20 protein-coding genes and 1 pseudogene are annotated in these 22,950 nt (G+C 60.3%); 12 read left to right on the forward strand and 9 right to left on the reverse strand.

Annotated features, from left to right (window positions below; translation table 11 throughout):
- The 3 genes from AC1DD5_RS23120 to AC1DD5_RS23130 all read right to left on the reverse strand — a co-directional run.
- The coding region (locus AC1DD5_RS23120; RefSeq protein WP_477522853.1) for a citrate/2-methylcitrate synthase at positions 1–353 on the reverse strand (353 nt) is incomplete at its 3' end.
- A 433-nt stretch (positions 354–786) separates the two neighbouring features.
- Positions 787–1,974, reverse strand: a complete 1,188-nt coding sequence (locus AC1DD5_RS23125) for an acetyl-CoA C-acetyltransferase (RefSeq protein WP_477522854.1) — start codon at positions 1,972–1,974, stop codon at positions 787–789.
- 157 nt (positions 1,975–2,131) lie between these two features.
- Positions 2,132–2,272: a hypothetical protein gene (locus AC1DD5_RS23130; protein ID WP_477522855.1), complete on the reverse strand. Its 141-nt coding sequence runs from the start codon at positions 2,270–2,272 to the stop codon at positions 2,132–2,134.
- A gap of 323 nt (positions 2,273–2,595) precedes the next feature.
- Between AC1DD5_RS23130 and AC1DD5_RS23135 the strand changes: the two genes are divergently transcribed.
- Together AC1DD5_RS23135 and AC1DD5_RS23140 are read left to right on the forward strand one after the other, a co-directional pair.
- On the forward strand, positions 2,596–3,342 hold the full coding sequence (locus AC1DD5_RS23135; RefSeq protein ID WP_477522856.1) for an NADPH-dependent F420 reductase: 747 nt from the start codon (positions 2,596–2,598) through the stop codon (positions 3,340–3,342).
- 199 nt (positions 3,343–3,541) lie between these two features.
- Positions 3,542–3,805, forward strand: coding sequence for a hypothetical protein (locus tag AC1DD5_RS23140; protein WP_477522857.1), 264 nt, complete (start codon positions 3,542–3,544; stop codon positions 3,803–3,805).
- On the opposite strand, the gene AC1DD5_RS23145 is transcribed toward AC1DD5_RS23140, so the two are convergent.
- On the reverse strand, positions 3,797–4,051 hold the full coding sequence (locus AC1DD5_RS23145; protein ID WP_477518840.1) for a hypothetical protein: 255 nt from the start codon (positions 4,049–4,051) through the stop codon (positions 3,797–3,799). The two genes, AC1DD5_RS23140 and AC1DD5_RS23145, sit on opposite strands and share 9 nt — an antisense overlap.
- 412 nt (positions 4,052–4,463) lie before the next feature.
- A complete protein-coding gene (locus tag AC1DD5_RS23150; RefSeq protein WP_477518841.1) occupies positions 4,464–5,363 on the reverse strand; it encodes an SMP-30/gluconolactonase/LRE family protein in 900 nt (299 codons plus the stop codon).
- Between the two features lie 148 nt (positions 5,364–5,511).
- Here AC1DD5_RS23150 and AC1DD5_RS23155 point away from each other — a divergent pair, with 148 nt between their 5' ends.
- The 4 genes from AC1DD5_RS23155 to AC1DD5_RS23170 all read left to right on the forward strand — a co-directional run bounded on the left by AC1DD5_RS23155 (position 5,512) and on the right by AC1DD5_RS23170 (position 8,300).
- Positions 5,512–6,090 (forward strand): substrate-binding domain-containing protein, encoded by a 579-nt coding sequence (locus AC1DD5_RS23155; RefSeq protein ID WP_477522858.1) that lies wholly within the window; start codon positions 5,512–5,514, stop codon positions 6,088–6,090.
- Positions 6,091–6,295: 205 nt separating this feature from the next.
- Positions 6,296–6,733 (forward strand): cupin domain-containing protein, encoded by a 438-nt coding sequence (locus AC1DD5_RS23160; RefSeq protein WP_477518843.1) that lies wholly within the window; start codon positions 6,296–6,298, stop codon positions 6,731–6,733.
- A 607-nt stretch (positions 6,734–7,340) separates the two neighbouring features.
- A complete protein-coding gene (locus AC1DD5_RS23165) occupies positions 7,341–7,595 on the forward strand; it encodes a hypothetical protein (protein WP_477522859.1) in 255 nt (84 codons plus the stop codon).
- A 492-nt stretch (positions 7,596–8,087) separates the two neighbouring features.
- Positions 8,088–8,300: a hypothetical protein gene (locus tag AC1DD5_RS23170; protein ID WP_477518845.1), complete on the forward strand. Its 213-nt coding sequence runs from the start codon at positions 8,088–8,090 to the stop codon at positions 8,298–8,300.
- 431 nt (positions 8,301–8,731) lie between these two features.
- On the opposite strand, the gene AC1DD5_RS23175 is transcribed toward AC1DD5_RS23170, so the two are convergent.
- Both AC1DD5_RS23175 and AC1DD5_RS23180 read right to left on the reverse strand, forming a co-directional pair.
- On the reverse strand, positions 8,732–9,172 hold the full coding sequence (locus AC1DD5_RS23175; protein WP_477518846.1) for an SRPBCC family protein: 441 nt from the start codon (positions 9,170–9,172) through the stop codon (positions 8,732–8,734).
- Between the two features lie 141 nt (positions 9,173–9,313).
- Positions 9,314–10,870 (reverse strand): aldehyde dehydrogenase, encoded by a 1,557-nt coding sequence (locus AC1DD5_RS23180; RefSeq protein WP_477518847.1) that lies wholly within the window; start codon positions 10,868–10,870, stop codon positions 9,314–9,316.
- A gap of 821 nt (positions 10,871–11,691) precedes the next feature.
- Between AC1DD5_RS23180 and AC1DD5_RS23185 the strand changes: the two genes are divergently transcribed.
- Positions 11,692–13,146 carry an MFS transporter gene (locus AC1DD5_RS23185; protein ID WP_477518848.1) on the forward strand — a complete coding sequence of 485 codons (1,455 nt, stop codon included), beginning with the start codon at positions 11,692–11,694 and terminating at the stop codon, positions 13,144–13,146.
- Between the two features lie 405 nt (positions 13,147–13,551).
- On the opposite strand, the gene AC1DD5_RS23190 is transcribed toward AC1DD5_RS23185, so the two are convergent.
- Positions 13,552–14,853: a TetR/AcrR family transcriptional regulator gene (locus AC1DD5_RS23190; RefSeq protein ID WP_477518849.1), complete on the reverse strand. Its 1,302-nt coding sequence runs from the start codon at positions 14,851–14,853 to the stop codon at positions 13,552–13,554.
- A 1,110-nt stretch (positions 14,854–15,963) separates the two neighbouring features.
- Between AC1DD5_RS23190 and AC1DD5_RS23195 the strand changes: the two genes are divergently transcribed.
- The 4 genes from AC1DD5_RS23195 (at position 15,964) to AC1DD5_RS23210 (ending at position 20,638) form a co-directional block, all read left to right on the forward strand.
- Positions 15,964–16,995: an ABC transporter substrate-binding protein gene (locus AC1DD5_RS23195; RefSeq protein WP_477518850.1), complete on the forward strand. Its 1,032-nt coding sequence runs from the start codon at positions 15,964–15,966 to the stop codon at positions 16,993–16,995.
- A 38-nt stretch (positions 16,996–17,033) separates the two neighbouring features.
- Positions 17,034–17,846 carry an ABC transporter ATP-binding protein gene (locus tag AC1DD5_RS23200; RefSeq protein ID WP_477518851.1) on the forward strand — a complete coding sequence of 271 codons (813 nt, stop codon included), beginning with the start codon at positions 17,034–17,036 and terminating at the stop codon, positions 17,844–17,846.
- Positions 17,843–18,670 carry an ABC transporter permease gene (locus tag AC1DD5_RS23205; protein WP_477518852.1) on the forward strand — a complete coding sequence of 276 codons (828 nt, stop codon included), beginning with the start codon at positions 17,843–17,845 and terminating at the stop codon, positions 18,668–18,670. Before AC1DD5_RS23200 ends, AC1DD5_RS23205 begins: the two co-directional genes overlap by 4 nt.
- 111 nt (positions 18,671–18,781) lie before the next feature.
- The gene (locus tag AC1DD5_RS23210) at positions 18,782–20,638 is read left to right on the forward strand and encodes an alkyl/aryl-sulfatase (protein WP_477522860.1); all 1,857 of its coding nucleotides are present in this window, start codon (positions 18,782–18,784) and stop codon (positions 20,636–20,638) included.
- Between the two features lie 205 nt (positions 20,639–20,843).
- Here the strand turns inward: AC1DD5_RS23210 and AC1DD5_RS23215 are convergent, their stop codons facing one another.
- The gene (locus AC1DD5_RS23215; RefSeq protein ID WP_477522861.1) at positions 20,844–21,812 is read right to left on the reverse strand and encodes an IS481 family transposase; all 969 of its coding nucleotides are present in this window, start codon (positions 21,810–21,812) and stop codon (positions 20,844–20,846) included.
- A 277-nt stretch (positions 21,813–22,089) separates the two neighbouring features.
- On the opposite strand from AC1DD5_RS23215, the pseudogene AC1DD5_RS23220 reads away from it, so the two are divergent.
- Positions 22,090–22,518 (forward strand): annotated as a pseudogene (locus AC1DD5_RS23220) (MFS transporter); the annotation flags it as partial.
- Between the last annotated feature and the right edge of the window lie 432 nt (positions 22,519–22,950).

Raw genomic sequence — 22,950 nt, forward strand, 5'->3', positions numbered from 1 at the left:
CCGGCTACGGCTTCCCGGAGCCACCCGGCGATCTGTTCTCCGGCGCCGCCATGGTGATCACCGATGGTGAGCATCCCAGCAGCGATTCCTACCTGGATAGGATTCCCGTACGAGGCCATCATTCGCGTGACCGTGGTCGTTGGTGAGATGCCATGCTCCATGACCGAAACCATGATGGCCTCCAGGACGTGGGCCTGGCCATTCGTTGGCCACCGGCCGCTGATGAGGAGGTATGCCAGTTCACCGAAGCTGCGCTTGCCAATCATCGTGGTCAGCAGGTGGCCGCGAATGAGAACGTCGTCGTCTCGCACTTCCGCTATGTCCGTTGACCAGTCGTCAGTTGTCGACGCCATGGGCGCCTTCCTCTCCGCCAATCACACGTCACTCACCACGCGACCAGCTGCATCATCAATAAACGAATGGAATCGCATCCACGAGCTTGATGGTATCGTATCCAGAACTGAAAATCGAGCTTGTCTTCGCGACGCTGACCCAGATGTCCTGGAGGTGTGATTGCGAAGATCCCATTAGGTCGACTTAGGCCTGAGGAAGCAGCCGAGCTAATCTCGTTCCCTTGGCTTGCTGCATTACGTACCAGTGGCAGTCAACAAGGACGTTGACACGTGAGGACATCGACTGCTGGACCTGATCGAAGTCACCAAAGGAGACTCATGATCTCGACCTGGAGCTGCCTGCCCATCGACCGCTACGGGCGGACACTGATGTGCTGTACGACCGACGGCTTGATGGGTTCCAGCACGATGAACCAGGGGGAAAAGCAGTAGGTCAGCGGGATAGCAGCAGTGCCTCGCCCTGGCCTCCGCCGCCGCACAGCGCCACGGCTGTTTTACCAGCGCCGCGGCGCAGGAGCTCGTGCACGGCGGAGACGACGACCCGGGCACCGGATGCGCCGATGGGATGGCCGAGGGCGATCGCTCCCCCGTTGACGTTGACTTTGTCCATGGTGAGACCTAACTGCTCGGCCGAGTGCAGGGCTACGGAGGCAAAAGCCTCGTTGATCTCCACGAAGTCCAGGTCTTCCACGGTCCAGCCTGCTGTCTCAAGGGCTTTGTTGATAGCGCGGGCAGGTTTGTCTGACAGAGAGGTGTCCGGGCCTGCGCACTGTCCCGGGGCACCGACGGTCGCAAGGATCCTGAGGCTATGGCTCTCTGCATAGCTGCGGGTAGTCAGGACGACGGCGGCGGCACCGTCGTTCAACGGGGAGGCGTTGCCTGCGGTAACCGTGCCGGTTTGGGAGAAGGCCGGCCGCAGACCGGCGAGCGATTCAGGTGTGCTGTTGGCGCGCACGCCCTCGTCGCTTCCTACGAGCTCGACCTCTCCGCCACGCCGGGACACCCTGATCGGGACGATCTCGGCGTCAAAGAGCCCGGCGGCCTGGGCGGCCGCGGCCCGGCGGTGGGAGTCGGCGGCGGTTTGGTCCTGATCGGCACGAAGGATACTCAAGGCATCGTTGGCCCGGTCTGTCGCCAGTCCCATTGCCTCTTGGTCGAAGGCATCCGTAAGGCCGTCATGGGCCGCGGAGTCGATCAGCGCAGTGTCACCGTAAAGGTGCCCGACTCGGGAACCCCGCAAGAGGTGCGGGGCGTTACTCATGGACTCCTGGCCGCCGGCGACTACCATCTTGACTTCTCCCAGCCGGAGCATCCGGCTAGCATCGATGATGGCGCTCAGCCCGGAGAGGCAGACCTTGTTGACGGTTGCTGCGTGAGCGCTCATCGGGATACCTCCTGCCACGGCAGCCTGCCGGGCAGGGTTCTGTCCGGCTCCCGCCTGGAGGACATGTCCCATGATGACCGCGTCAACGGCGTCAGGACCGATCTTCGCCTTGTCCAGCGCCCCTGCGATCGCAGCGCCGCCGAGTTCAACGGCGGACAGTGCAGCGAGCTGGCCCATCAGCCTGCCTTGTGGTGTACGAGCGGCCCCGACGATGACAACATCAGTACTGCGATTCATTTTTCTCCTTGAACGGTAGCGAGAACGCGTGCGGCGAAACGAGCGACGCCGCCAGGAACCCGTGTTCCGGGAGTACGGCATCAACCAGACCAAGCTCTGCTGCCGCCCCGGCCCAGCGAGGTTCTTGCCTGCCAGTGAATCCATGATCACCAGGCAGTCACTTAACGTACTTGGCGTCCATCTCGGCCACCGGAGTCCACGCCCCGGCCGCCGCCTGCGCGGCGCCCAACAGGTGAAGGATGGCGCGGTCGAACCCATAGATCAGGAGCTCGATTTTCGCTTCTGGATACGATACCATATTTTGGTGGATGCGATTCCAAGATTTTTGTGGCGCCTGGCAATCAAGTCACACAACTGGACCCCAACAATTAAGCACAACCAAATAGAAAACTCATGGATCAAGACGTCGTCGTTGGTGTACAGCGATCGCGAGTGCACTTCCAGGATTGGGACCACATAGAAGGTACAGAACGCCACAAGGGTAGTGGTGCTCATACCTTCTGTGGCGCGACGAGTTCACCGTCCGGGCGATCTTGGCTCTTCACCAAATAACTTTGCGGCGTCGATCCGCGTCGTAATCGGTATCTCTTCATCAGAGTGATCACTAGCAAGGAGAAAAAAGTGCGTATAGGAATTCTGGGTGCCGGCAACATCGGCACGACCCTGGCCCACCGTCTCGCCGCGGCGGGTCACCAGGTCAAGGTCGCCAACTCCCGTGGCCCCGAAACGGTGCCGCCCAACGCGCTGAACAGCGGCGCAACGGCCGTCACAGCGAGCGAAGTCGTCGATGGAGTCGACGTCCTCATCACCTCGGTCCCCTTTGCGCGGATACCTGACCTCAGGCCGCTGATCGAACAGCTTCCCGACGATGCAGTGGTCATCGACACCTCGAACTACTACCCCCATCGCGACGGAAACATCGCCGCGGTCGACGAGGGGCAGGTGCAGAGTCTCTGGGTCAGCGAGCAGTTCGGCCGCAAGGTGAACAAGGCGTGGAACGCCATCAACACTGGCTCGTTCGACTCCAAAGAAGCGCCCGTGGGTCATCCAGACCGTCTTGCCATTCCCGTCGCCAGCGACAGCGACGCCCAGCGCGCCTTGGTCATGTCGCTGGTCGAGGAGACAGGCTTCGATGCATTCGACGCGGGCCAACTCGAGCAATCGTGGCGACAGCAGCCAGGCACTCCCGTCTACTGCACGGACTTCCCCAAGGAGAAGATCGCGGAGGCCCTTGCGGCAGCCGACAAATCGCGGTCTATCCTTCGACGTGACCTGATGATCCAGGTGAACCGTGAAATTCTGAACGACCCTACCTCCGTGAGAGGTGAGGACTACATGGTTCAACTGCACCGCGTCTTCAACACCTAAAGGCGCGGTGGCCTCTTGAAGTGAAGCCATCCGCGGAGTTGCCCTGGACGAGCGCCGGGCTGCTGCCTGACGCGGCTATCTCCGATGCGTTGATTGGATCAGCGAACACTCGAATCGTGATGGCGCTGTTTGAGGGTGTCAGATTACCGGTGGATCCCGCCTGGGGCTTTGTTTGTTGATTTGGCTCTCGAAGGTGATCGTGAAGGCAATGGATGGGGGCTTCCAGCTCGTGACCCAGCGTGCCCACGTAAGCCACGCGCCGAGGCACTTCGCAGTTCTTATCGCCCTGAACCCCGTCTCCTCAAGCAGCGGTGCGGCCTCGCTGACCTTCGCCCGATCGTCCAGCTGGCTCTCGTTGGCCGTGAGTTGCTCATCCAGCGCCAGAACGTCTTTGGCCAGGCCGCACGGCCTCGAAACGGGCCATGGACAAGGAAAGCTCTTCCTCGCGGGAACGCTACTTTGAGACTTCGGTGATCTGGGCGTCTGTAAGCTTTTGGCGGGCATCGATGCCCAAGTCGTTGCCGCGCACCAGCCTTTGAGCGCGTTGTCCGACCGGGTCCGGCCCTTGCTCATGGATCCCAGCGCCGCGACCAGGATCCGCACGCTCTGGGACGCCGTCATGAAGGCGTGGTCGGGGTAGCCAGTCCACCGGCAGGAGCAGAACGGCCATGGCGATCCGGGGAGCGTCCAGGACATCTGACTTGCCCACGCCGCGGCTCCTATTGGCATACATCCCATGGGGCCGCGGCAACTGGGAACTCGTTGGTAGCCACGGTGCAGGTGAGGATCGCACCGCAGGATGCGGCTCCTTCGATGACTCAGAGGGTGTCCGCGTCAGCGTTGGTACGGCGTGCAGCCCAAGTGATGGCCCGATTGATCTCGGCTGCGGTGATCGGGAATGACTGCCTATCCAGTTGTCGCGTCGAGGATGGCGTAGACATGATTTTGGGCATGCGTATCGCCACCCACGACAAATTGATGGGCATGAGCGACGATAGACATAGCGGTCATTCGTGGGTTCACTGGGGTGCCGGCCTTCTGTTGGCCAATAGGTATTCAACAGTGCCTGGGTTGATGGTCCCGGTTTGCGTTTCTGTGAATGCAGGTTTGCGTATTGGGCCTTAAGGTGTTCCAGCGTGCGGGACTTCCACGTCCACGGCCGCCATGAACGCCTCCCTCGCGGCGCTGCGCTTTGCTGAGTTGAAGTCGGGGGCGACGCACATGAAGAGAGTGCGCCCTTCGTCACCGCCCAGGGCAACGGCAAAAACTCCGTTGGGAGCGGTGCTTACCTCATCAACGATTTCCCCGCCCTCAAGGATGCGCAATGCACGCTGATTGACGCAGTCAGCAATCCACACCGCGCCCTCGGCATCGAGTGCCAAACCGTCAGGGACAATCCTCGAAAGTTCGAGTCTTCGGGCTACGCTCGGCTCGCCGCCAAGGTCCCCGAAATTGGCGAAATCCCTGCGCGCGCCCAGAGTTCCGTCATCAAGGATGTCAAATGCCGAGATACGGTTGCCGAAGAGTTCATTCACAATGAGCGTCTGCTCGTCGGCGGAAATGACCATTCCGTTAGGGCACGAAAGATCTTTCCCCACAATTTCGCTCTCGCCATTGGGGCGGACCAGGACCAAAGTCGTGAATTCGTGATCGGCCCCGGCCATAAGATCAAAACCGAAGTTACCGACGTAGGCGTTCCCATTGGGCGCAACCACCATGTCGTTTGCGTGGCCGGGACAAAGGTCAGAAATATCGGCGTGTTCCACCAGTACCCCATCCTCTTCCATTCGCAGGACACGCTTGTCCTTCATCGACACAACGAGCATTCGGCCGTCAGGAAGCCATCCGAGGCCGGAAGGCTGCCCCTCTACCTCGCAGATCTTCTGAGTCGCGCCTGCGGCATCGACGCGATTGACACTATTCGTATAGAAATCGACGAACCACAGCTCGCCGTTGTGCCACCGAGGTCCCTCAAGGTAGGTGAAACCTTCCGCGATGGTGCGGATGGTGCGTTCTGACATGTTTACGGTCCCTTCTGTGCGCCCGATCCTAGCCGGTCAGCATGTGGCGGCGAACGCCGTACGCGCCATCTTAACCGAAACGCAGGGGCATTTGAATTCGTATTGACTAGTCTTTGACATCGTATCCAATCCGTACTACCATTACGTGGTGGAGATCACAGGGGTCGCGGGACTGACCCTGGCCACATTCGGCTCCGGGTCAGCCGTCGTGACCTCGTACCGGTACCTGCTATCAGAATTCGGGTTGAATCCTGAGCGAGACAACATCACCCTATCGCCGATGACCGACGTCGCGTCCCAGCTCGCAGCGCTGTCCCACGGAAGCATGGATGGAATCGCCAGCAGTCTTGGAGGAGCGGCGGCCGGAGCGAAAGCCCAGGGTGTCGGCGTGATCTGGGACCTGCCCGCGATGAAGGGCATCGAGGCCCTCCGGGCCGTTCCTTACCAGAGCATCCTGACCACTGCGGACACCATCAAGAATCACCCAGAGATGATTCAGTCCTTCCTCGACGCCTTCCATGAAACGCAGCAGGCCATGCTCAAGGGCTTGTCGCCCGAGGATGCGGCATCGCTGAAGAAACTTGTCGGACCAAAGATGGACGACAAGGTCTATAACGAAACGATCTCCGGCCTGGAACACCTGTTCCCGGACAGCTATCTAACTTCCGACGCATCGTCGGATGCCTTGCGCAAACACCCAAGGAACACTGACTGTCTCTGCCGCTGACGCCGTTGACATCAGCTTCGCCCAGAAAGTCCAGAAATAGGCATTGAATCTAAAATTGGAGACTCAGCGTGATTGAGTCGATCAGGGCATTCATAACTGAAGTAGATAGTGCCGGTATTTCCAGGTTCCGTTCGACCGACACGATAGAGCCCGTATTCGTACGAACTCCAGTCGGGGACCAGGGCAAGGAGCGCACTGGAACGCTGTGGCAGGTCTGGGGTACATCAGACGGTATCCCTGGCTTCCACGATCCCGCGGAACCAGTGGCTTCCCCCAACTTCCCAGGCCCCGGGGGACGCGCTTCCCGGTCTTCTCGCTTCCGCCTGATTCGTCGGTTACCGATGTAGCCGACCGCGAGGGTGAGTCGTCTGGAGACCTTCTCGGTATTGCAGATACGCACGAGACTGATGGTGATGCGTCATTCCACACGTCTTCCACTTATGACTACATTTTCGTCGTCGAGGGTGAGATTGTGCTTGAACTGGACGAGGGAAGGCGCGAGCTGCTCACTCGTGGCGACTGTCTGGTCCAACGAGGGACCCGCCACGCCTGGCGTAATCTATCTTCCCAGCCAGCGGTTCTGGCTTGTGTTGCTGTGGGACTAATGGCGGCCTCAAGACCGCGGTCCTCGAATAAGTATTGAAGGAGCCCGATCTGACGCCTTAGGAACAAGCCCAGGCAGCGAACTAGGTCGAGAGAATCGCGAGTTGAGGACGGAAGGACGATTTCGGGCACCCCTCGATCAGACCCAATCGAGGCTTCAGGCTCCACAACCTTCGTCGTTAGCGACCGCGCCCAACCGCGGGCTAGGGCCATGCTCCGGGTCATCGGTTACGACGCAGGTGACTACCTAAACCACTGGGGCAACCTGTCCGCGAAGGGCAACCTCCAGCGCCTGCCGAAAGATCTTCCAGCAGCAAGGAAGCCGATCAGTGGCAAGCATTCTTCCGCCTGATGAGAGCCGTTTGTCTCCACGGGACCTTCGCCGGCGGCAATGGGTGTCCAAAATTCCAATGGTGCACGTGGGCAACCAATCAATGGAGCGGTCCCTTCCCCGAAGTTACGATGTTCTTGGGTCACTCCGTTTTGAGGATCCCCACAAGCCGGAGAGCGTCGTGGTCGCCGCCGGTGAACCGTGGTTTATGGCACGGTTCGGCTGGGACTCACTATAGGCACTTATGGCATTGCCTGTGGATCCGTCTCTGGCTTTAAGTACCGTTCAGTTGCGGGCGGACCATCAAGGCAGCCTCGTGGATGAGCGGAGCGAGGAGGTGCCAGGGAAGATCCTGCGCGAGGTAAGGCTCGATGTCTCCAACGCGCTGACGCTTGGCGGCAAGTCCGCCTACTACGGCAGCGTTGATGCGACACCGAAGTTTGTCGCGTTGTTCGGTGAAGTAAGCTGCCGGAGATATGCCACCGATACCACCGCGGGCCTCATTCCCCGCGTGCGCTCTGCGAAGTTCAGGGTTACGTCTACGGCGCCTATTTACCTAGCTCCTGGATAGCGTACGACGCCGGTGACAAGGGTCTTGCGGCCGAGTACCGGGACTTCGGGGCCGCGGCTGAAGAAGCAGTTTAACGAGCAGTTCTGGTTGCCCGACCTCCGGCTACTACGCCATCGCCGTAGACGGAAGAAGCGGCCGGTTGAAGCGAGTGCTTCCAAACATGGGGCAATGCCTGCTGTTAGGCATCATCGATGATGAACAACGCGCAGCTGGCTGAACGGCACATGTCCCCGGTGATGTTCAGCGGCTGCGGCTTACGAACCTTGGCCAGCATGGGACCTATAACGTCGCAAGGTACCACAACGGATCGGTGTGGCCCCACGAGAACGCGATCATCGCGTCCGGACTCCTTCGCTACGGCTACATCGAGCAGGTGCAGTGGATCTCCACAGCCTTGTTTGAGGCGGCCGAATACTCGGAAAGGAGGCTGCCGGAGCTGTGTTGCGGATTCAGCCGCGAGCACTTTGATGAACGCATATCTTACGCCACAGCATGCTCCCCCATGCCTGGGCTACTACCACGCCCATCATGCTGATCAAGGCGCTGATCGGCTATTACGCCGACGTCTCTCGCGGTGGCCTTTGGTTGTGTCCCGCGCTCCCCGAATCCTACGGCGACCTGCAAATCACAAATGTCCGCATGGCAGAAAGCCTGATCACTATTGACATCTCCGGTACCAAGGCAATCATTCAAGGGCTGCCCTAGGGGCATGCAGTTCCACCACGGAACCCAACTGCGGGTAACGGAAAGCGTGGAAACGGCTAACATGCGCGGAAAGGAGTAAGCGTCGAGCATGTGCTGGCCCGGCCGAGCCTTGTCCTGCACAGAATTCTTGAACGGGCCACGCCTTCTAACAAGCGAACTGCGGTTCCCGCTGGTGGCTGTCGGCACCCGGAGGCCTATGTTGTCCTTAATTCCGAGAACCAGCGCGAAAATCGGTTTGCCCCCAACGCTTCCCCGCCGCAGACCGCGTAACTCGCTTCAGCCCCAAACCGCATCCTCCTGGAAGAGTGGGCCTACGCTTGGCCCTTCCTCTCAGAAGGACTTCATCGAGCACAACAATCGGGCCAGGCCTCAAACCGCACTCAAAAGCGCCTCACCCGCCAGCCGCGTCCCAACCAACCGGTTTAGTACACCTAGGCGCCGGCAACCTCGGGCTGCGGTGCTTCCTCACCGGTCTCCAGGACCTTGACCAGATCAGACCACAGCATGTCCATGTACTCACCGCCGAGTTCCGCCGCCCACGAATCCGGAGCGATGTCAGTGATCCACTCGAACCGGCAGCGACCGTCACCGGTGTCGAAGACCCGCATGGACCCATGGTGATAGGTGCCTTTCCAGAATGACGATTCGAGCACCGTGTAAGAAGCGTACATGTGCTCAGGATCGATCGTGATGTTCAGTTCCGGCTGCTCGAGGCCTCCCCCGTTGGAGATTACGGTTCGCACAGGACCCTCGATGCGATTCTCTTCGATGAAGCTGAACACACGGATGTCGGCCCGCATGAAGCGATCCACGATGTCCCAGGCGGCCTCCGGAGAGACGCTCAGGTTTGCTGCTTTAAAAAAGATTGCCACTGGTGGCCCTTTCGATTGGCCCGCTGAGGCGGAATTGACTTGATCTGTGAAGTATTGGCTGGGGACGGACAGGGCTTCGGGTGGCTAGGGTTGGTTCTACCACTCTGCCTCCCAATGTCGTCCTGTTCCGAACGGGTGTGGTTACACTTCAGGGCTTCCCGGTCCGTCACCGCGGCGCACCCCATTTGTCACCGCATCCGGCAGTTGCTTGCCAGGCTCCATCGAGATCGTGCGGCTGTGGAGGTACTCGTCCACGGCGGTCGGGCCGTGTTCGCGTCCTATCCCTGACTTGCCGTACCCACCGAAGGGCGAACCCAGATCGGCGGTGACGGTGTTAACAGAGAAGGTCCCTGTCCGGATGCGCCGTGCCACCTCGAAGCCATGGGCGTCGTCGGCGGTGAACACCGATCCCGCGAGGCCGTAGGGGGTCTCGTTCGCGATGCGGATGGCGTCTTCCTCGCCGTCGTGCGGGATGAGGACGGCGACGGGGCCGAAGACCTCTTCGCGGGCGATTTTCATGTCGTTGTGAGCGTTGGTGATCAGCGTGGGCTCGTAGTACCAGCCCACGGACATGTCGGCGGGGCGACGGCCTCCTGTAGCCACGGTGGCTCCTTCACCACGGGCCTCCTCGACGAAGGACTCGACGCGATCACGCTGCCGAGAGGTTACGAGCGGGCCAACCACCGTGTCCGGGTCCATAGGGTCGCCGATCTTGAGGGACGAGAACGCCTGCGCGAGCGCCTCGGCGTACGCGTTGTACTGCTCGGCCGGCACGATGAACCGGGTCCGCGCAACACAGTGCTGTCCCGAGTTGGCACCGACGCTGCCACCGACCAGCGCAGGTACGACGTCCTCCAGCCGCGCATCGTCCAGAACGATTGCTGCAGACTTGCCTCCGAGCTCCAGAAGGACCGGCCGCACCAGGGCACCACAGGCTGCCGCGATCTTGGCGCCGACCGCATCCGATCCGGTGAAGCTGACCATGTCGACGCCGGGGTGCTCAACCAGGTACGCCGATTCGGCCGCCTCGGCAGCAACGATGTTCACGACGCCGGGCGGCAGACCTGCTTCCTCGAAGATCTCCCCGTAGACGAATGTGGCAAGCGGGGTGGGCTCAGGGACCTTGATCACCACGGTGCAGCCCGCGATCAGTGCTGGACCCAGCTTCTGTCCGATCGCCGGAATCGCGAAGTTGTAGGCGGGGAACGACGCCACCACGCCAACGGGCTCGCGCACGACGAGGCTGTTGCCGGCCATCGGGACCGTGGGGCCGCCTGCTGATCCCCCGGTGAATCTCGTGAGATCACTGATCCGGACTTCCTCGAGCTCTAGCGTCCGCCCCACCTCAGCGTAATAGTTAAAGCTCATCACGGGCGCTACCGTCATGTAGTACTGCGAGAGGAGCATGGAACAACCCAGCTCTTCGGAGATCAGGGGTGCCAGCTCATGCTGACGCTTCTCGATGCCAGTGGCGATGCGAATGAGGTAGTCGGCGCGCTCGGCAGGACTCATCCGGGGCCACGGGCCGTCGTCGAAGGCCCGGCGCGCTGCCGCGACCGCGTCGTCGATGTCTTCCCGTGAGGCGGCAGGGACACGTCCGACGAGCTCTTCTGAGCGCGGCGAGATCACCTCGAAGCTACGGTCTGACTTTGCGGCGCGCCAGGCGCCGTCGATGAAGAAGGAATCGCGCTCGATCATATAGATCAGTTGCCTTTCTTGACGATGTTGCCGGCGTCGACAGGAAGCGCGACGCAGGTGATGAACTTGGCGTGATCCGATGACAACCACCCGACCGCGTCCGACACCTCGTTGGACTCGATCCACGGCAGGTCAGAATGCGTTGAGGGAGGAGAAGGCACCATGCACATCGTCGACGCCAGGATTGTCAATGTACGGCGCGACCACGTTGAACAGCGCCCGGTTCATGATCAACGGCGTCTTGACACATTGCCGACGGCGTGCAAACGCCATTGACTGCGAGCAGCTCCCGTCACAAATGCGACGTCGTTCTTGAGCAAGCCCATGCCTTTTACCTCAGCCCTGTCTTATCATTCGCATCAAGACCCGCATGGCGAACCATTCCTCGAAGCGCGGCGAATAAGTCAACGACTAGTCATCATGGAATCGAATTCAGACAATCGTAACCTGACGTCGGCGCGCAAGCAAGTGTCAAGCCTGCCAGCTGTAGCCGTCAGATGTGAGATCGATGCACCCACGCGGGTATTGCATTGGAGCACCGCCTTTGACTACGATGCCAAAGTCGAGGGAATCTCTCCGGCGCGAACTTCTTCAGCGGTCGCGGTGTACCGAAAGCCGTCCTTGCCCGTGACTACGGGATGAGCCGCGAGACGGCTTGCCAGTACCTGCGTCACGCCGGGCCGGGAAGTGTAAGCGCTCCGAAGTCCGTTGCTCCACTGAACACTTCAAATTGCACGCGCATGGGGTTCGCTTCGTTGCGCAACTGACTCAAAAATGATGACTCCAGAGATTACTGGGTCCAAAAACACGGGTGGTCAAAGATGACACAATTTCTATCGGCCCAGGCTCTTGCCGGTCGATTCACTTCGTTAGTTGCACTAGTATGGCTCGGCGGCGTAACCGTAGACATCCAGTGGGGCACCCTCCCTCCGCTGGTTGGGGTGATAGCGGCAGAGTCCGGCCTTTCGGGGTCGGAAATCGGGTGGGTCTTTAACGCAATGATGGTCGGCAGTGCCATCTCTGTCGGCCTCACTGCACGTATGGGCGACATCTATGGGCATCGCAAGGTCCTTATTGCACTGAGCTTCCTAGCACTGCTGGGATGCGCCTTGGCTGCGACTGGTGATGGTTTTTGGCCCCTCGTGGCGGGCCGATTCCTTTTGGGCTTCGCTGTTACCCTTCCTCTGAGCTGGGGGCTCCTGCGCCCACGGGCTACCGCTCGGCAGATCCGAATTGTTTCGTTAGGACTCTCATTCGTGATGGCGATCTTTTCACCGATCGCACTCGTTGTGGGCGGCTTTGTTGTTGGGTTGGGATTGCCGTGGCAGAGCGTTTTCTGGGTGAGTTTCGCCCTGTACGCGGTGCTGCTGGTGCTTGCCCTTGTCTCATCTGAAACGCCCGCTGCTTCCCGTTATGTCGGTCGCTTGAACTGGTTCGCTTCGCTGGGGCTCGGCATTTGGGTCACGGCGCTGCTGGTCGGAATCAGCGAGGGACCAGCCCTGGGCTGGACTTCACCCACCGTGGTCGGCTCGTTTGGCGTGAGCGCCGTGACGTTGACTCTCTGGTCGATTCAGCAGCGACGCAGCCAGGACCCCCTGATGTCGTTCCGCAACATGGACCGACGTCAGGCCATCATCGGATATTCCGGGATCTTCTTGGTAAGCGTGGTCGGGGTGAGCATTTTTCTCGCGCTGCCGGCTAAGTTGCAGACCCCAATGTCCTCTGGGTACGGCCACAGTCTGTCTGCCCTCGACTCTACGTACGTGCTGCTCGCGATCATTCCCGGCTCCGCGCTGGGATACCTCTGGACTCGATGGGGACTCAACCGGCTGGGTCCGAAGATCGTTCTGATCATTTCCGGAACCGCCTCGATTGGTGTCTTTCTCGGTTTCGCATTCGCTAACGGCCCGGTTTGGATGTCCTGGGTGTGGGTCTTCGGCTATGCCCTCGCAACACTGAGCTGCTTGACCACCGGGTACTCACTCGTCGCGGCCGCCGGGCGCCAGGACAACATGGCGGTGACCATTGGCATGCAAAGCATTATCCAGTACGTCTCCGGAACGATACCGACCGCAATTGTGTTGAACGTACTAGTACCCGGTGCCGATGGATTCGTTCCTAAGGAAACATTTGATGGCATCTTTGTGGGGGCCGCCCTGGTTGTAGCCGTGTTTGTCCTCATTTGGGCCTCCCTTGCCCCGAAGCGCCTCACAGATCGGCACGCAATCGACACAGAAAGCGATCCCACGAAAGTCAGTATTGCCAGTCACTCGTAAGGCCAAGAGCAGTGCCGCAGCACTGGTAGCTGGATGCTTCGTCTTCGGGTTTGGATCCCTCGGCTCAGCGCTCGAACCCTCGCCTTCCGAGTCATGACCGCCAAACTCAGACTGGCCCAGTGGCTAGGTAGGTGACATAGGCGCGATGTCTATGGGTGAGGTACTCGACGTTGAACCCGCGACGACTGAGCCGCGGGACAGAAATTGCTGGTACTAGAAATTGCTGGTATTACTTGGCCAGAAGCGTGTATATCCAGCCGGTTTCCCCCAGCCAAATGAATCCAGCCCCTTGCGGGCGGTGCATTAATAACGCGCGGATACGTTGCCTGATAGTGCTTGTTCAGGCAAGACGGTGGACTGCTGGCTGCCGGTCCTATGCCGCCGCAGTGTCGCGCGAAGGGAACTTCAGCCTTCCCCGCCGATCAGTCGCTCGAGGCCCAGTAGCGCGGACTTGACAGCATCAGTCCCGTGGCGAACGGTATACCAGGATGTCCCGAGAGTAAGCACGTCCAGGAGTACCGGCAAAGGCTCCTGCGCCGGCGCTTTCTCTCCAGAACCCGAGGTGGGCTCACGGCCTCCGGTCACCGAGTGGTAGTGCTGCTCAAGTGCGTCTGCCCACTCGTCCCGCATCTCAACCAATGCGGGATAAAGTTCAGCATCGATCTGAACGCGCAACCCCATCCAGTGGTTGTCGACGAGGTCCTCCACGGTCGCGCCTATCGATTGGAAGTGCTCCTTTACACGCCCGCGCTGGCTGCCCACGCCGCGTACATCGGCCAAGGCTGAAAATGCAGATCGGTCCACCATGCGCTGGATCCCGAGGGCGCCGGCCGCTCGATAGAGGCCTGCTTTCGAGCCGAAGTAATGGAAAATTGCGCCGCTGGTCACGCCGGCCAATGTCGCGATCTCTTTCAGGGACGTCTTCCCGTAGCCGCTCGATGCGAACCGCTGCAGTGCGATCGATGCTAGGCGCTCCCTAAGTGCTGCGTCATCATCGAGTGCTTCGGATGACCTCCGCCTCTCCTCGCGCGTTTCCATGCTCCCCCGCGGCTCGTCCTCGTGGTCAGCCTCGAAGAGGGTCCCGGCAAGGAGGTCCTTGAACGCTTGGACGACAATCGGGAGTCGCTCTACGCCCTGCCTGCGCATCCCAAACAACCAGATGCCGAGGACCAGTAGTTCGATCGCGCCGACGAGCTGGCGCTCACCGTCGTTTTCTGGGCTGTGTTCTTGGAGGCCGGCGACCGCCCAATACAGACGCTGAATGTCTTCACCGATGGTCTCGCGGACTGCGAGCACCTCGGGGATATCCGCTTCAAGATCCCCGGCGAGGATGAGCCGGTGAAGTCCGATGTCGTCGCCTCCGCGATGAGCGAGGACGCTCACGAGCGTGGTCAGGCGCGCCTCCAAGGATCCCTGGTGGGCGACAACGGCAAGGATGGGTGCGATCACCCTCTCTTTGAGTCTCATCCGCGCGGTCTCAACGACAGATTGAAACAACCCACTCTTGGAGCCAAAGTAATAGTAGATGAGCGCAGAGGCGACACCAGCGTCGCCCGCCAGAGCACTCACTGCAGTGTCCCCGAATCCTCCAGTGGAAAAGCGTAAGAGTGAGGTTTCGAGGATATGGCGACGAGTTTCTTCCCAAACCGCGCCCTGTGGGCGGCCAGGTCGTCGTTTACGCGATGCCGTACGAGGGCGTGTCGTCACACCACACCCGCCTGATCCCCGCCAGGCCTGAGAGGAACACAGGAAGTCCGGCAGCGAAGGGAAAGGTGAGGGCGTTTGTCAGCAGTGCGATCCATCTTCTTCTCCAAGATACGAAGCGTTCTGGACGCGGCGGCCTAGTCCGCACGTCGCTGGCCCAATCCAAGCAAAAACCATCGTATCCCATGGCGTCGGACCAAGGGCTCCGGCCAAGTCTTCGTTAGTCGCCCAGGAGATCACCATCGATCCTGAACTCCGCGTAAGTACTGGCGCTTTATTTTGCTCGAGGGGCAACAGGCAGACCGCTGGCCAGGAGGCCGCATGACCATGTTTACCCGTTGTTTGATGCCTACCGGCAAGGGCGGGAGCAAGACGATCTCAGGTGCCATTCCGGTCATTGTTCCCAAGAGAGGAAATTCTCCTTGAGTTCCTGATCCTCACATCAAGCGAAGATACCGTCACGGCGCTTCGGAACCAAGTTGCCCTTCACCCCCCCGGGTTCCATGGGCTTCACCATGCAGCGAGTTTGACTTCAATCGCTCATAACAGTGCCAACACTGATCGGCCTGACGAGAGCTTCGTTAGCTGCGCAAGTAAGACGCGCGGACCTCACTGTGCATTTGAGCACGTCTCGCTCGCCTCCGCAGACTTAAGTCTGACATATTGCGCGTTCAATTAGTGCTGCTTTCCGCCGAGGCCCGACCTGGCTCACACGCCCGGTTGAACATCCCCGGTCCGCGATCGCAGTGCAGGGCGACAGCCAACCCGCTCGCGGGAATCTGGAAGAGTTCTTCTGCTCCACGATGTAATGCTTGTTGTACGGAGGGCGTGAAAAGGATGCGATACTCCGGCCGAAGCCATCGTTGAACATCCACCACGCGGCCAACCTCCACTGCCGCAGGAGTGCTAAGAGACAGCGGCTCCTTCTCGAAAATTGCTACGAGGCAACAAGAAGCCTTGACAAGAGACCTGGGTCACTTTACCGTTTTATATTGAACGCCCAATTGCTCGTCAAAGTGCCAAAGTCGCCTGACTGAGCTTCCGCCCCAATTCCATCTTCGCGGCGATCTATTCGATAGGGGCGACTCAAATTCAGACCAGAGGAGAGGGTTAATGAAGACCCGAAAAGTAATGAATCTACTGACGCTCACGGTCACACTTGCGGCCACGGCGCTCTCGGCTGCCGCATGCGCCCCGAGCAACGATAAGGCGTCGGCAGATGGCCCCACCGCTTTCTCGTTCCAGACATTCCCGCAGACCATGCAGACTATCCCCGTGAAAGTCGCGCAGGACCAAGGATTCTTCGAGAACAACGGCTTGAAGGTCACCGTTAGCGACGGGACTGCTGCCCCGGCAATGCTCGCAGCCCTTGCCTCCGGGAAGATTGACGCAGTCGGAATTCCGATGTTCCTGGGCACACAGTCCGTGGTCTCTGGCGTCAAGGCCAAGGCGGTCGTCGGACTCACCGCAGGAGGCGGCAGCACGGTGCTTGTCAGCAATCGCGTACCGCAATCGAGTGCGCCGTATCCCGAATCGGCCAAAGTACTCAAAGGGAGGACTGCGGCAATTGCGGCCCCTGGCGGTTTCACGGATCGCCTCTTCAAGCGGTATGTCGATGGTGCGGGCGCCCCGATGCAGTACGAGACGCTCCCGGGTGTGCCACCCCAGCGTGCCGCGATGCAGGCCGGGAAGATTGACGTCATGCAGTCCGATCTCGCAGGATCATACGGTCCAGAGAAGCAGGGACTCGGTCACATCCTGTGGGATTTCCAGACAACCGGTCCACAAGAGTTGATTGGCGCGACCACCAGCGAAGCATGGATGTCCGACAAGTTCCTGGAAGAGAAACCCGAAAAGGCCAAGGCCTTCGCCCGGTCGATCGCGCAGGCGGTCGCGTGGATTAAGAATCCGGCGAATAAGGCCGAGGCCGGCAAATACTTCAGCGAAATCGCCGGAGTACAGGTAGCAGAAGGGGACCTCGCTCCCATGATCAAGGCGCTCAGCCCAGTGGTGAGCCCACGAGATGTAGAGGTTTACAACGGCCTCTTCCCCGAAGGAACGCAGCCGCTGACAGCCTCCGCGGTACTTGCGTCGGTGGTGCCGCAGGACGATGCTGCCGTCGAAAAGTTGGTGGCGGAGAAATGAGTCTTGAAGTGGGATCCGCTCAAGCAGAGAATCGGAACATGGACACTCAGACGGTCGAGCCCAGAGCGTCGACGGCGGCCATCAGCGTGGCCAATCTCTTCCACGCCTTCCCTAACGCTCACGGTGCCGCGATGCGGGTGGTCAACGACGTATCGTTCGATATCGCGCCAGGCCAGTTCGTCAGCATTGTGGGTCCGAGCGGGTGTGGAAAGACGACTGTGCTGAACGTCATTTCGGGCTTGGAACAACAGCAATCCGGCACCATCTCGGTGCTGGGCAAGCCACCCGCGGCCGGTCGCCCCGAGATCGCCATGGCATTCGCTCGAGATGCACTGCTCCCATGGCGGGACGCGACCGACAACGTCGCCCTATCGCTGGAACTCCGAGGCGTCAAAAAAGCCGCGCGGCGGGCCCGCGCAGCCGAAATGCTCAAGATAGTCGGGCTCGGGGACTACCTCCATGCCTACCGAGGCCAGTTGTCGCAGGGCATGCGTCAACGCGTAGCCCTGGCCCGGGCACTGGTGACCCGTCCCAAGCTGCTGCTTCTGGACGAACCTTTCGCCGCACTGGACTCACAGACCCGTGTGCTCGTCCAGGAAGAGCTGCTTCGCATGCTGGACGCTCAGGAGGAACCTGTCACGACGGTCATGGTGACTCATGATCTCGCTGAGGCAATTGCCCTTTCAGACGTGATCCTTCTCATGTCGCGCCGACCGGGCACTATCCGTGAAACATATCGGATCGATATTCCGCGCCCGCGCGACGCGGTGGCCCTTCGGGCCAATAGCCATTTCAACGAGCTGCATGAGACTATCTGGCAGACTCTCGCAGAGGAGGTGCGGGAGGCATGAGTATCAGTACTGCTACGCCGACCGAGCAAGTTTCGGCAAAGTCCCCCAATAATTCACGCCCGCTTTGGAAGTCGCCCCTTGCACTCCGCATTCTGATCATCGCCTTGATCCTGGCCGCGTGGGAGTTGAGTGCGGCCAACGGATGGGTCGATCCGCTCTTTGCCAGCCGGCCGACGGACGTCGCCCAGGCACTCCAGCGCATCCTGCCAACGTCACAGGTGTGGACTGATGCCGGCTACACGCTCACTGAAGTTGGGATCGGCTACTCGATCGGCGTCACCTTAGGAGTGCTTATTGGAGTTGCCCTCGGCAGCTCGAAGCTCCTGCGTGAGGCTTGCCAGCCGGTACTCAACGCTCTCAACTCCGTGCCGCGCATCGCACTTGTGCCGCTCTTTGTTGCCTGGCTCGGGCTCGGGATGGGCCCCCGGATTGCTATGGCCGTTACCGTCGTCGTCTTCGTGATGGTGACCACGGTGCTGACGGCAATGTCCCAACCGGACCGCGACTCCATGCTGCTGGCACGGAGCCTTGGAGCTTCAAGGCGGACAAGGCTGGTCAAGTTTGAGCTGCCGCGCGCCGTCCCAGTGATTATCTCCGGGCTTGAGCTGGCACTCATTTATTCCTTCCTCGGCGTCATCGCCGCCGAGATAGTATCCGGCAGCAATGGTCTCGGCTCGCGAATGACCTATTACGCAAACCTGTTCCAGGCAGACAATTTCTTTGCGGTACTGGTGGTCCTAACAGCGTTCACCACGCTGCTGACTGCCGCCATCCGACGCATCGAGAAGCGCCTTCTTCACTGGCATAAGTTCGAAGACCGCTGATATCCGAACAACAAGAACACTTTAGGCAAGTACATCTAGCTCCTGACGTTCGTCTCGAGCTAGATGTACTTGCGCATTGCAATACCGCCCGAACAGATAGGAATGAAGCCAGTGGCTAATCAAATCTCCGACGACATCCGAGCAGGGAGCCTAGACGTACGATGGCCGACCGAAGATGACGCGACCGCGGATGCGGACAGGGGATTCATCGGAACCATCGATCCGCCAATAATTAAGGCGGCCGACGGTCGTGTTGTTTGGAGAGTGGACGATTATGCATTTCTAGAGGGAAAGCCACCAGCGAGTGTCAACCCAAATCTTTGGCGTGTTTCCAAATTGAACACGCGGCATGGGCTGTATCAAGTCGCAGACGGCATATTTCAGGTGCGCGGATTCGATGCAGCGAATATGACGGTTGTGGTTGGAGCCACTGGATTCATCATCATCGACCCACTGATGAGTGTGGAAACAGCTGCAGCTGCACTTGCCCTCACGCGCTCCCACCTCGGGGACCGGCCTGTGACGGCAGTCATCATTTCACACAGCCACGCCGATCATTTCGGTGGTATTAGAGGCGTTGTTAAGGCCGATGAGGTCGAGAGCGGCCAAATCCCCTTAGTGGCTCCCGCAGGCTTCTGGGAGCATGCAGTCGGCGAAAGCCTATATGCAGGCCCAGCCATGTTCCGCCGCGCCGGACATCAGGCTGGTTTTTCTCTGCCGCGCGGTCCGCAGGGGGGTGTGGGCACAGGATTGGGGGCAGGAGCGTCCACAGGGACCATGACGCTCATAGAGCCAACCGTCTTTATTGACGACGTGCGCGAGATGACTCTGGACGGTGTGCCGTTTGAGTTTCATTACACTCCAGACACGGAAGCGCCAGCAGAGATGATCTGCTATCTTCCCCGGCACCGGGCGCTGTGCATGGCCGAGATCGTCAGTCAGTCGATGCACAATATCTATACCCTGCGTGGTACAGAAGTTCGTGACGCTCTGGGCTGGAGTCGGGCCATTGACGACGCCCTAGCCAGCTTCGGGGATCGCTCGGACGTCATGTTCCTCACTCACCAATGGCCGGTGTGGGGAACGGCTAAAGTCGTCCAACACCTTGAGCTGCAGCGTGATCTCTACCGCTATATCCATGATGAAACTCTGAGGCTTGCCAATCACGGCTATGGCATGCTCGATGCAGCAGAGATGATCGAACTGCCGGATTCGCTGGGAGAGTTCTCCCCCAATCGGGGCACTTACGGCGCACTGAATCAGAACGTCAAAGGCGTCTGGCAACGATACTTGGGCTGGTTTGACGGCAATCCGGCAAACTTGCACTCACTACCGCCAGCAGCGATGGGCCAGAAGTATGTCAACGCTATAGGTGGTGCTGCCGTAGTTCTGGAACAGGCGGAGACTGCCCTGGAGGCCGGAGACCTGCGATGGGCCGCAGAGCTGCTGAAACAACTACTAGCTGCCGCCCCTTCGCACTCCGCAGGACGCGCATTACAGGCCAGGGTCTTCGAGAGGTTGGCATACCTGTCGGAAAGTGGCGTCTGGAGGAATTTCTATCTCAGTGGTGCGCGTGAACTGGGAGATCCATTAGCCCGGCAGCGTCCCGTCGCGGGGCACGCCAGGGACGAGCTACTTGCAGCTATTAGTACAAAGATGTCTCTGGACTACATGGCGATTCGCCTCAATGGGCCAAAAGCGCAGGACTTCGCCCTTACTATTGCGTTGTCCCTCACTGATTCCGAGGAAAGCTTCAGAGTGTCTGTCGGGCGCGGCGTGTTGACTTATCGGCAAGTAACAGGTCCCAACGACTGTGATCTGAGCTTGCGCATGGCCAAACTCGACTTCGCCAGACTCGCTTCCGGCGCTACTACCCTGGTGGATCTTCAGGCGCAGGCATCGCTCGAACATCAAGGGGACCTAGCTCGTCTGGAAATCCTTATGTCCCTGATGGATGATTTCAACTGAACGCATTCACGAAGTAGAAGTGTAATAGTAGCCGCCGCGCTGCTGGCTGACGCAGCTCTGGTGGAGTCCGCCGCCAGAGCTGCTCGGTTCCGACGGTCGTAGCTTGAGGCTTGCTCCTCAGCGCGGCGATTGGCTTGACACTGCCCTAACGCACGACTCTGGACGGATATGTAGCGGGAGCCTCTACCTCCCCCCTACATATCGTCTAGGTGTATTGCCCACGGAGGTTGGTGACGCGGCTGGCTGGTGGCTGACCTTTGAGTGAGGTGTGGCCTCGATGATGATTGTAGTGATGGAGCCAGTCCGCGAAGGCGGCAACACGCTCGGTCTCTGATCGGTACGGGCGGGAGTAGGCCCATTCATCGAGCAGGGTGCGGTTGTAGCGCTCGACTTTGCCGTTGGTTTGGGGACGGTAGGGCCGGGTGCGTTTGTGCTTGATCTCCGGGCCCAGGGCGTCCTTGAACGCGTAAGAGCGGTAGCAGGAGCCGTTATCGGTCAGGACGCGTTTGACCGTGATTCCGCAGGATTCGAAGTAGGCGTTGGCGCGTTCCCAGAACCCGGCAGCGGTTTCCTTCTTCTCATCGGCCAGGATCTCCGTGTAGGCCAGCCGGGAGTGGTCATCGACGGCGTTGTGCAGGAACGCGTAGCCCGGTCGCCGGTTCGCCGCGGCACCTGTCTTATTTCGGTTTCCGAGGCTCCTGCCGACGCTGCGGTGGCCGCCGCCGTCAGGGATCCGCCCGAGTTTCTTGATATCGACGTGGACCAGGTCCCCGGGATGGGCATGCTCGTAACGGCGGATCACCTTGCCGGTGGCACGGTCCAGCCACGACAACCTCGCCAGCCCGAACCGGGACAGGACCCGGTGCACGGTGGAGGGGTGGATGCCCAGCAGAAAGCCGATCCTGGCTGGTCCCCAGCGGCGGTTGACCCGGATCGCGATGATCCGCCGCTCCCGCCGCGCCGGTGTCCGCTGCGGGGAATTGACCGGCCGGCTGGAACGATCCTGCATGCCTGCCTCACCGTGCTCACGGTAGCGGGCTGCCCACCGCGCCGCTGTCGTGACCGATACCTGGAAACGTTCAGCGGCCCGCCGCAGCGGCAACTTCCCATCGACAATGCACTGAGCCAGCCGGAGCCGGCCCTTCGGATTCAAGATCGCGTTAGCATGGGACATTGAAGACCTCCTTGTGAAGCGGACTCTTAGACAAGCCCCACTCCACTCGGAGGTCTTCTTCTTGTCACCTAACCACGCCGAGTGTCCCTAACGTCCATGGTCAATACATCGCGCTCCTGCGCGCAGGGTCCAGCTACCAAAGCTGCCAGAATCAATCCACCAAAACGCGCTCAACCAGACTCCCTGGGGGAACACCCATGTAACCGAAGTCTCTCCGTCCGGCAATGGTCAGTCTGTCAGCACCTAAGCAACCAAGCCCGCCGCGCCGGAGACGTTTGTGGTGATCCTCAACGAGACCATCATGCGCGTCGCCCTCCAGCGGCTCATGGCGGACGCACCCATCGTCCAGTGGCTCTCCGCCGGGTTTATGCTGACCATGGCTGTTGCTGGCGAGCATCGTCCAGGCGGGCGGAACCGCCATCAATGCTGCCGCTGTTGATGACCCATCCTCACGCTGGTTCCGATCGCCAAGCGCAGGGCTGTGATGGGCAGACAGCATCGCCATCTCGGTGGCCCCGGCCATGGGCCCACCGTTTCGGGCCTGATCCTGGAGCACTTCGCCTGGCGCTTAATGTTCGTGTTTGTGCTCGCAGTGGCCCTCGCAGCCCTCGCCACCGGTGCCAAGTTCCTGACCAACGTTGGCGAGACAGAGAAGGCCACGCTCGATGCCCTCTCCGTTAGCCTCACCGTTCCCGCGTTCGGCGGCCAGGCCGGGCCGGGTATGGTCGAGATCTGGTGCAAACCGGCGGCGGTACCCCGGCATTTCACCGCCGGGACTGACGTCTACCCGCTCGTCGAGCTAACATTTTATGGGTCTGTTCCTTGCTGTTAGGCCCTATGAAAGCGGTGGGAGGCACGTAATGCCGTGCGCAGGACGGCCTGTGGTCAGGTGGCGGTGCCGAATGAGCGCTGGGGGTATGTCACGAGGCTTGGGCTGCCTGTGCGCCCTCGGCTGAGGTGCTTTGGCCGCACATTACTGCCGGCCTACCCGGCCATATCCTCAAAGCCCTCGTGGAAGTGGCGGCTTGCTGCGCGGCTCGGACCGCTTCACAGTCAACGCGTCGAAGCCGCTGAGGGCGATCGAGGAGCAGTCGTGCCGTCCACGAACCACGGCGTCGGTGCGCTGTCTCGGGCTATT

The organism is Paenarthrobacter sp. 10L420, assembly GCF_056395385.1.

Excerpts from the sequence above, each read along its gene's own strand:
- AC1DD5_RS23170 (WP_477518845.1), top strand. The coding sequence starts at position 8,088 with ATGCTCCCCCATGCCTGGGCTACTACCACGCCCATCATGCTGATCAAG.
- AC1DD5_RS23195 (WP_477518850.1), top strand. The coding sequence starts at position 15,964 with ATGAAGACCCGAAAAGTAATGAATCTACTGACGCTCACGGTCACACTT.
- AC1DD5_RS23215 (WP_477522861.1), bottom strand. The coding sequence starts at position 21,812 with ATGTCCCATGCTAACGCGATCTTGAATCCGAAGGGCCGGCTCCGGCTG.
- AC1DD5_RS23180 (WP_477518847.1), bottom strand. The coding sequence starts at position 10,870 with ATGATCGAGCGCGATTCCTTCTTCATCGACGGCGCCTGGCGCGCCGCA.
- AC1DD5_RS23125 (WP_477522854.1), bottom strand. The coding sequence starts at position 1,974 with ATGAATCGCAGTACTGATGTTGTCATCGTCGGGGCCGCTCGTACACCA.
- AC1DD5_RS23185 (WP_477518848.1), top strand. The coding sequence starts at position 11,692 with ATGACACAATTTCTATCGGCCCAGGCTCTTGCCGGTCGATTCACTTCG.
- AC1DD5_RS23205 (WP_477518852.1), top strand. The coding sequence starts at position 17,843 with ATGAGTATCAGTACTGCTACGCCGACCGAGCAAGTTTCGGCAAAGTCC.
- AC1DD5_RS23150 (WP_477518841.1), bottom strand. The coding sequence starts at position 5,363 with ATGTCAGAACGCACCATCCGCACCATCGCGGAAGGTTTCACCTACCTT.
- AC1DD5_RS23200 (WP_477518851.1), top strand. The coding sequence starts at position 17,034 with ATGGACACTCAGACGGTCGAGCCCAGAGCGTCGACGGCGGCCATCAGC.
- AC1DD5_RS23130 (WP_477522855.1), bottom strand. The coding sequence starts at position 2,272 with ATGGTATCGTATCCAGAAGCGAAAATCGAGCTCCTGATCTATGGGTTC.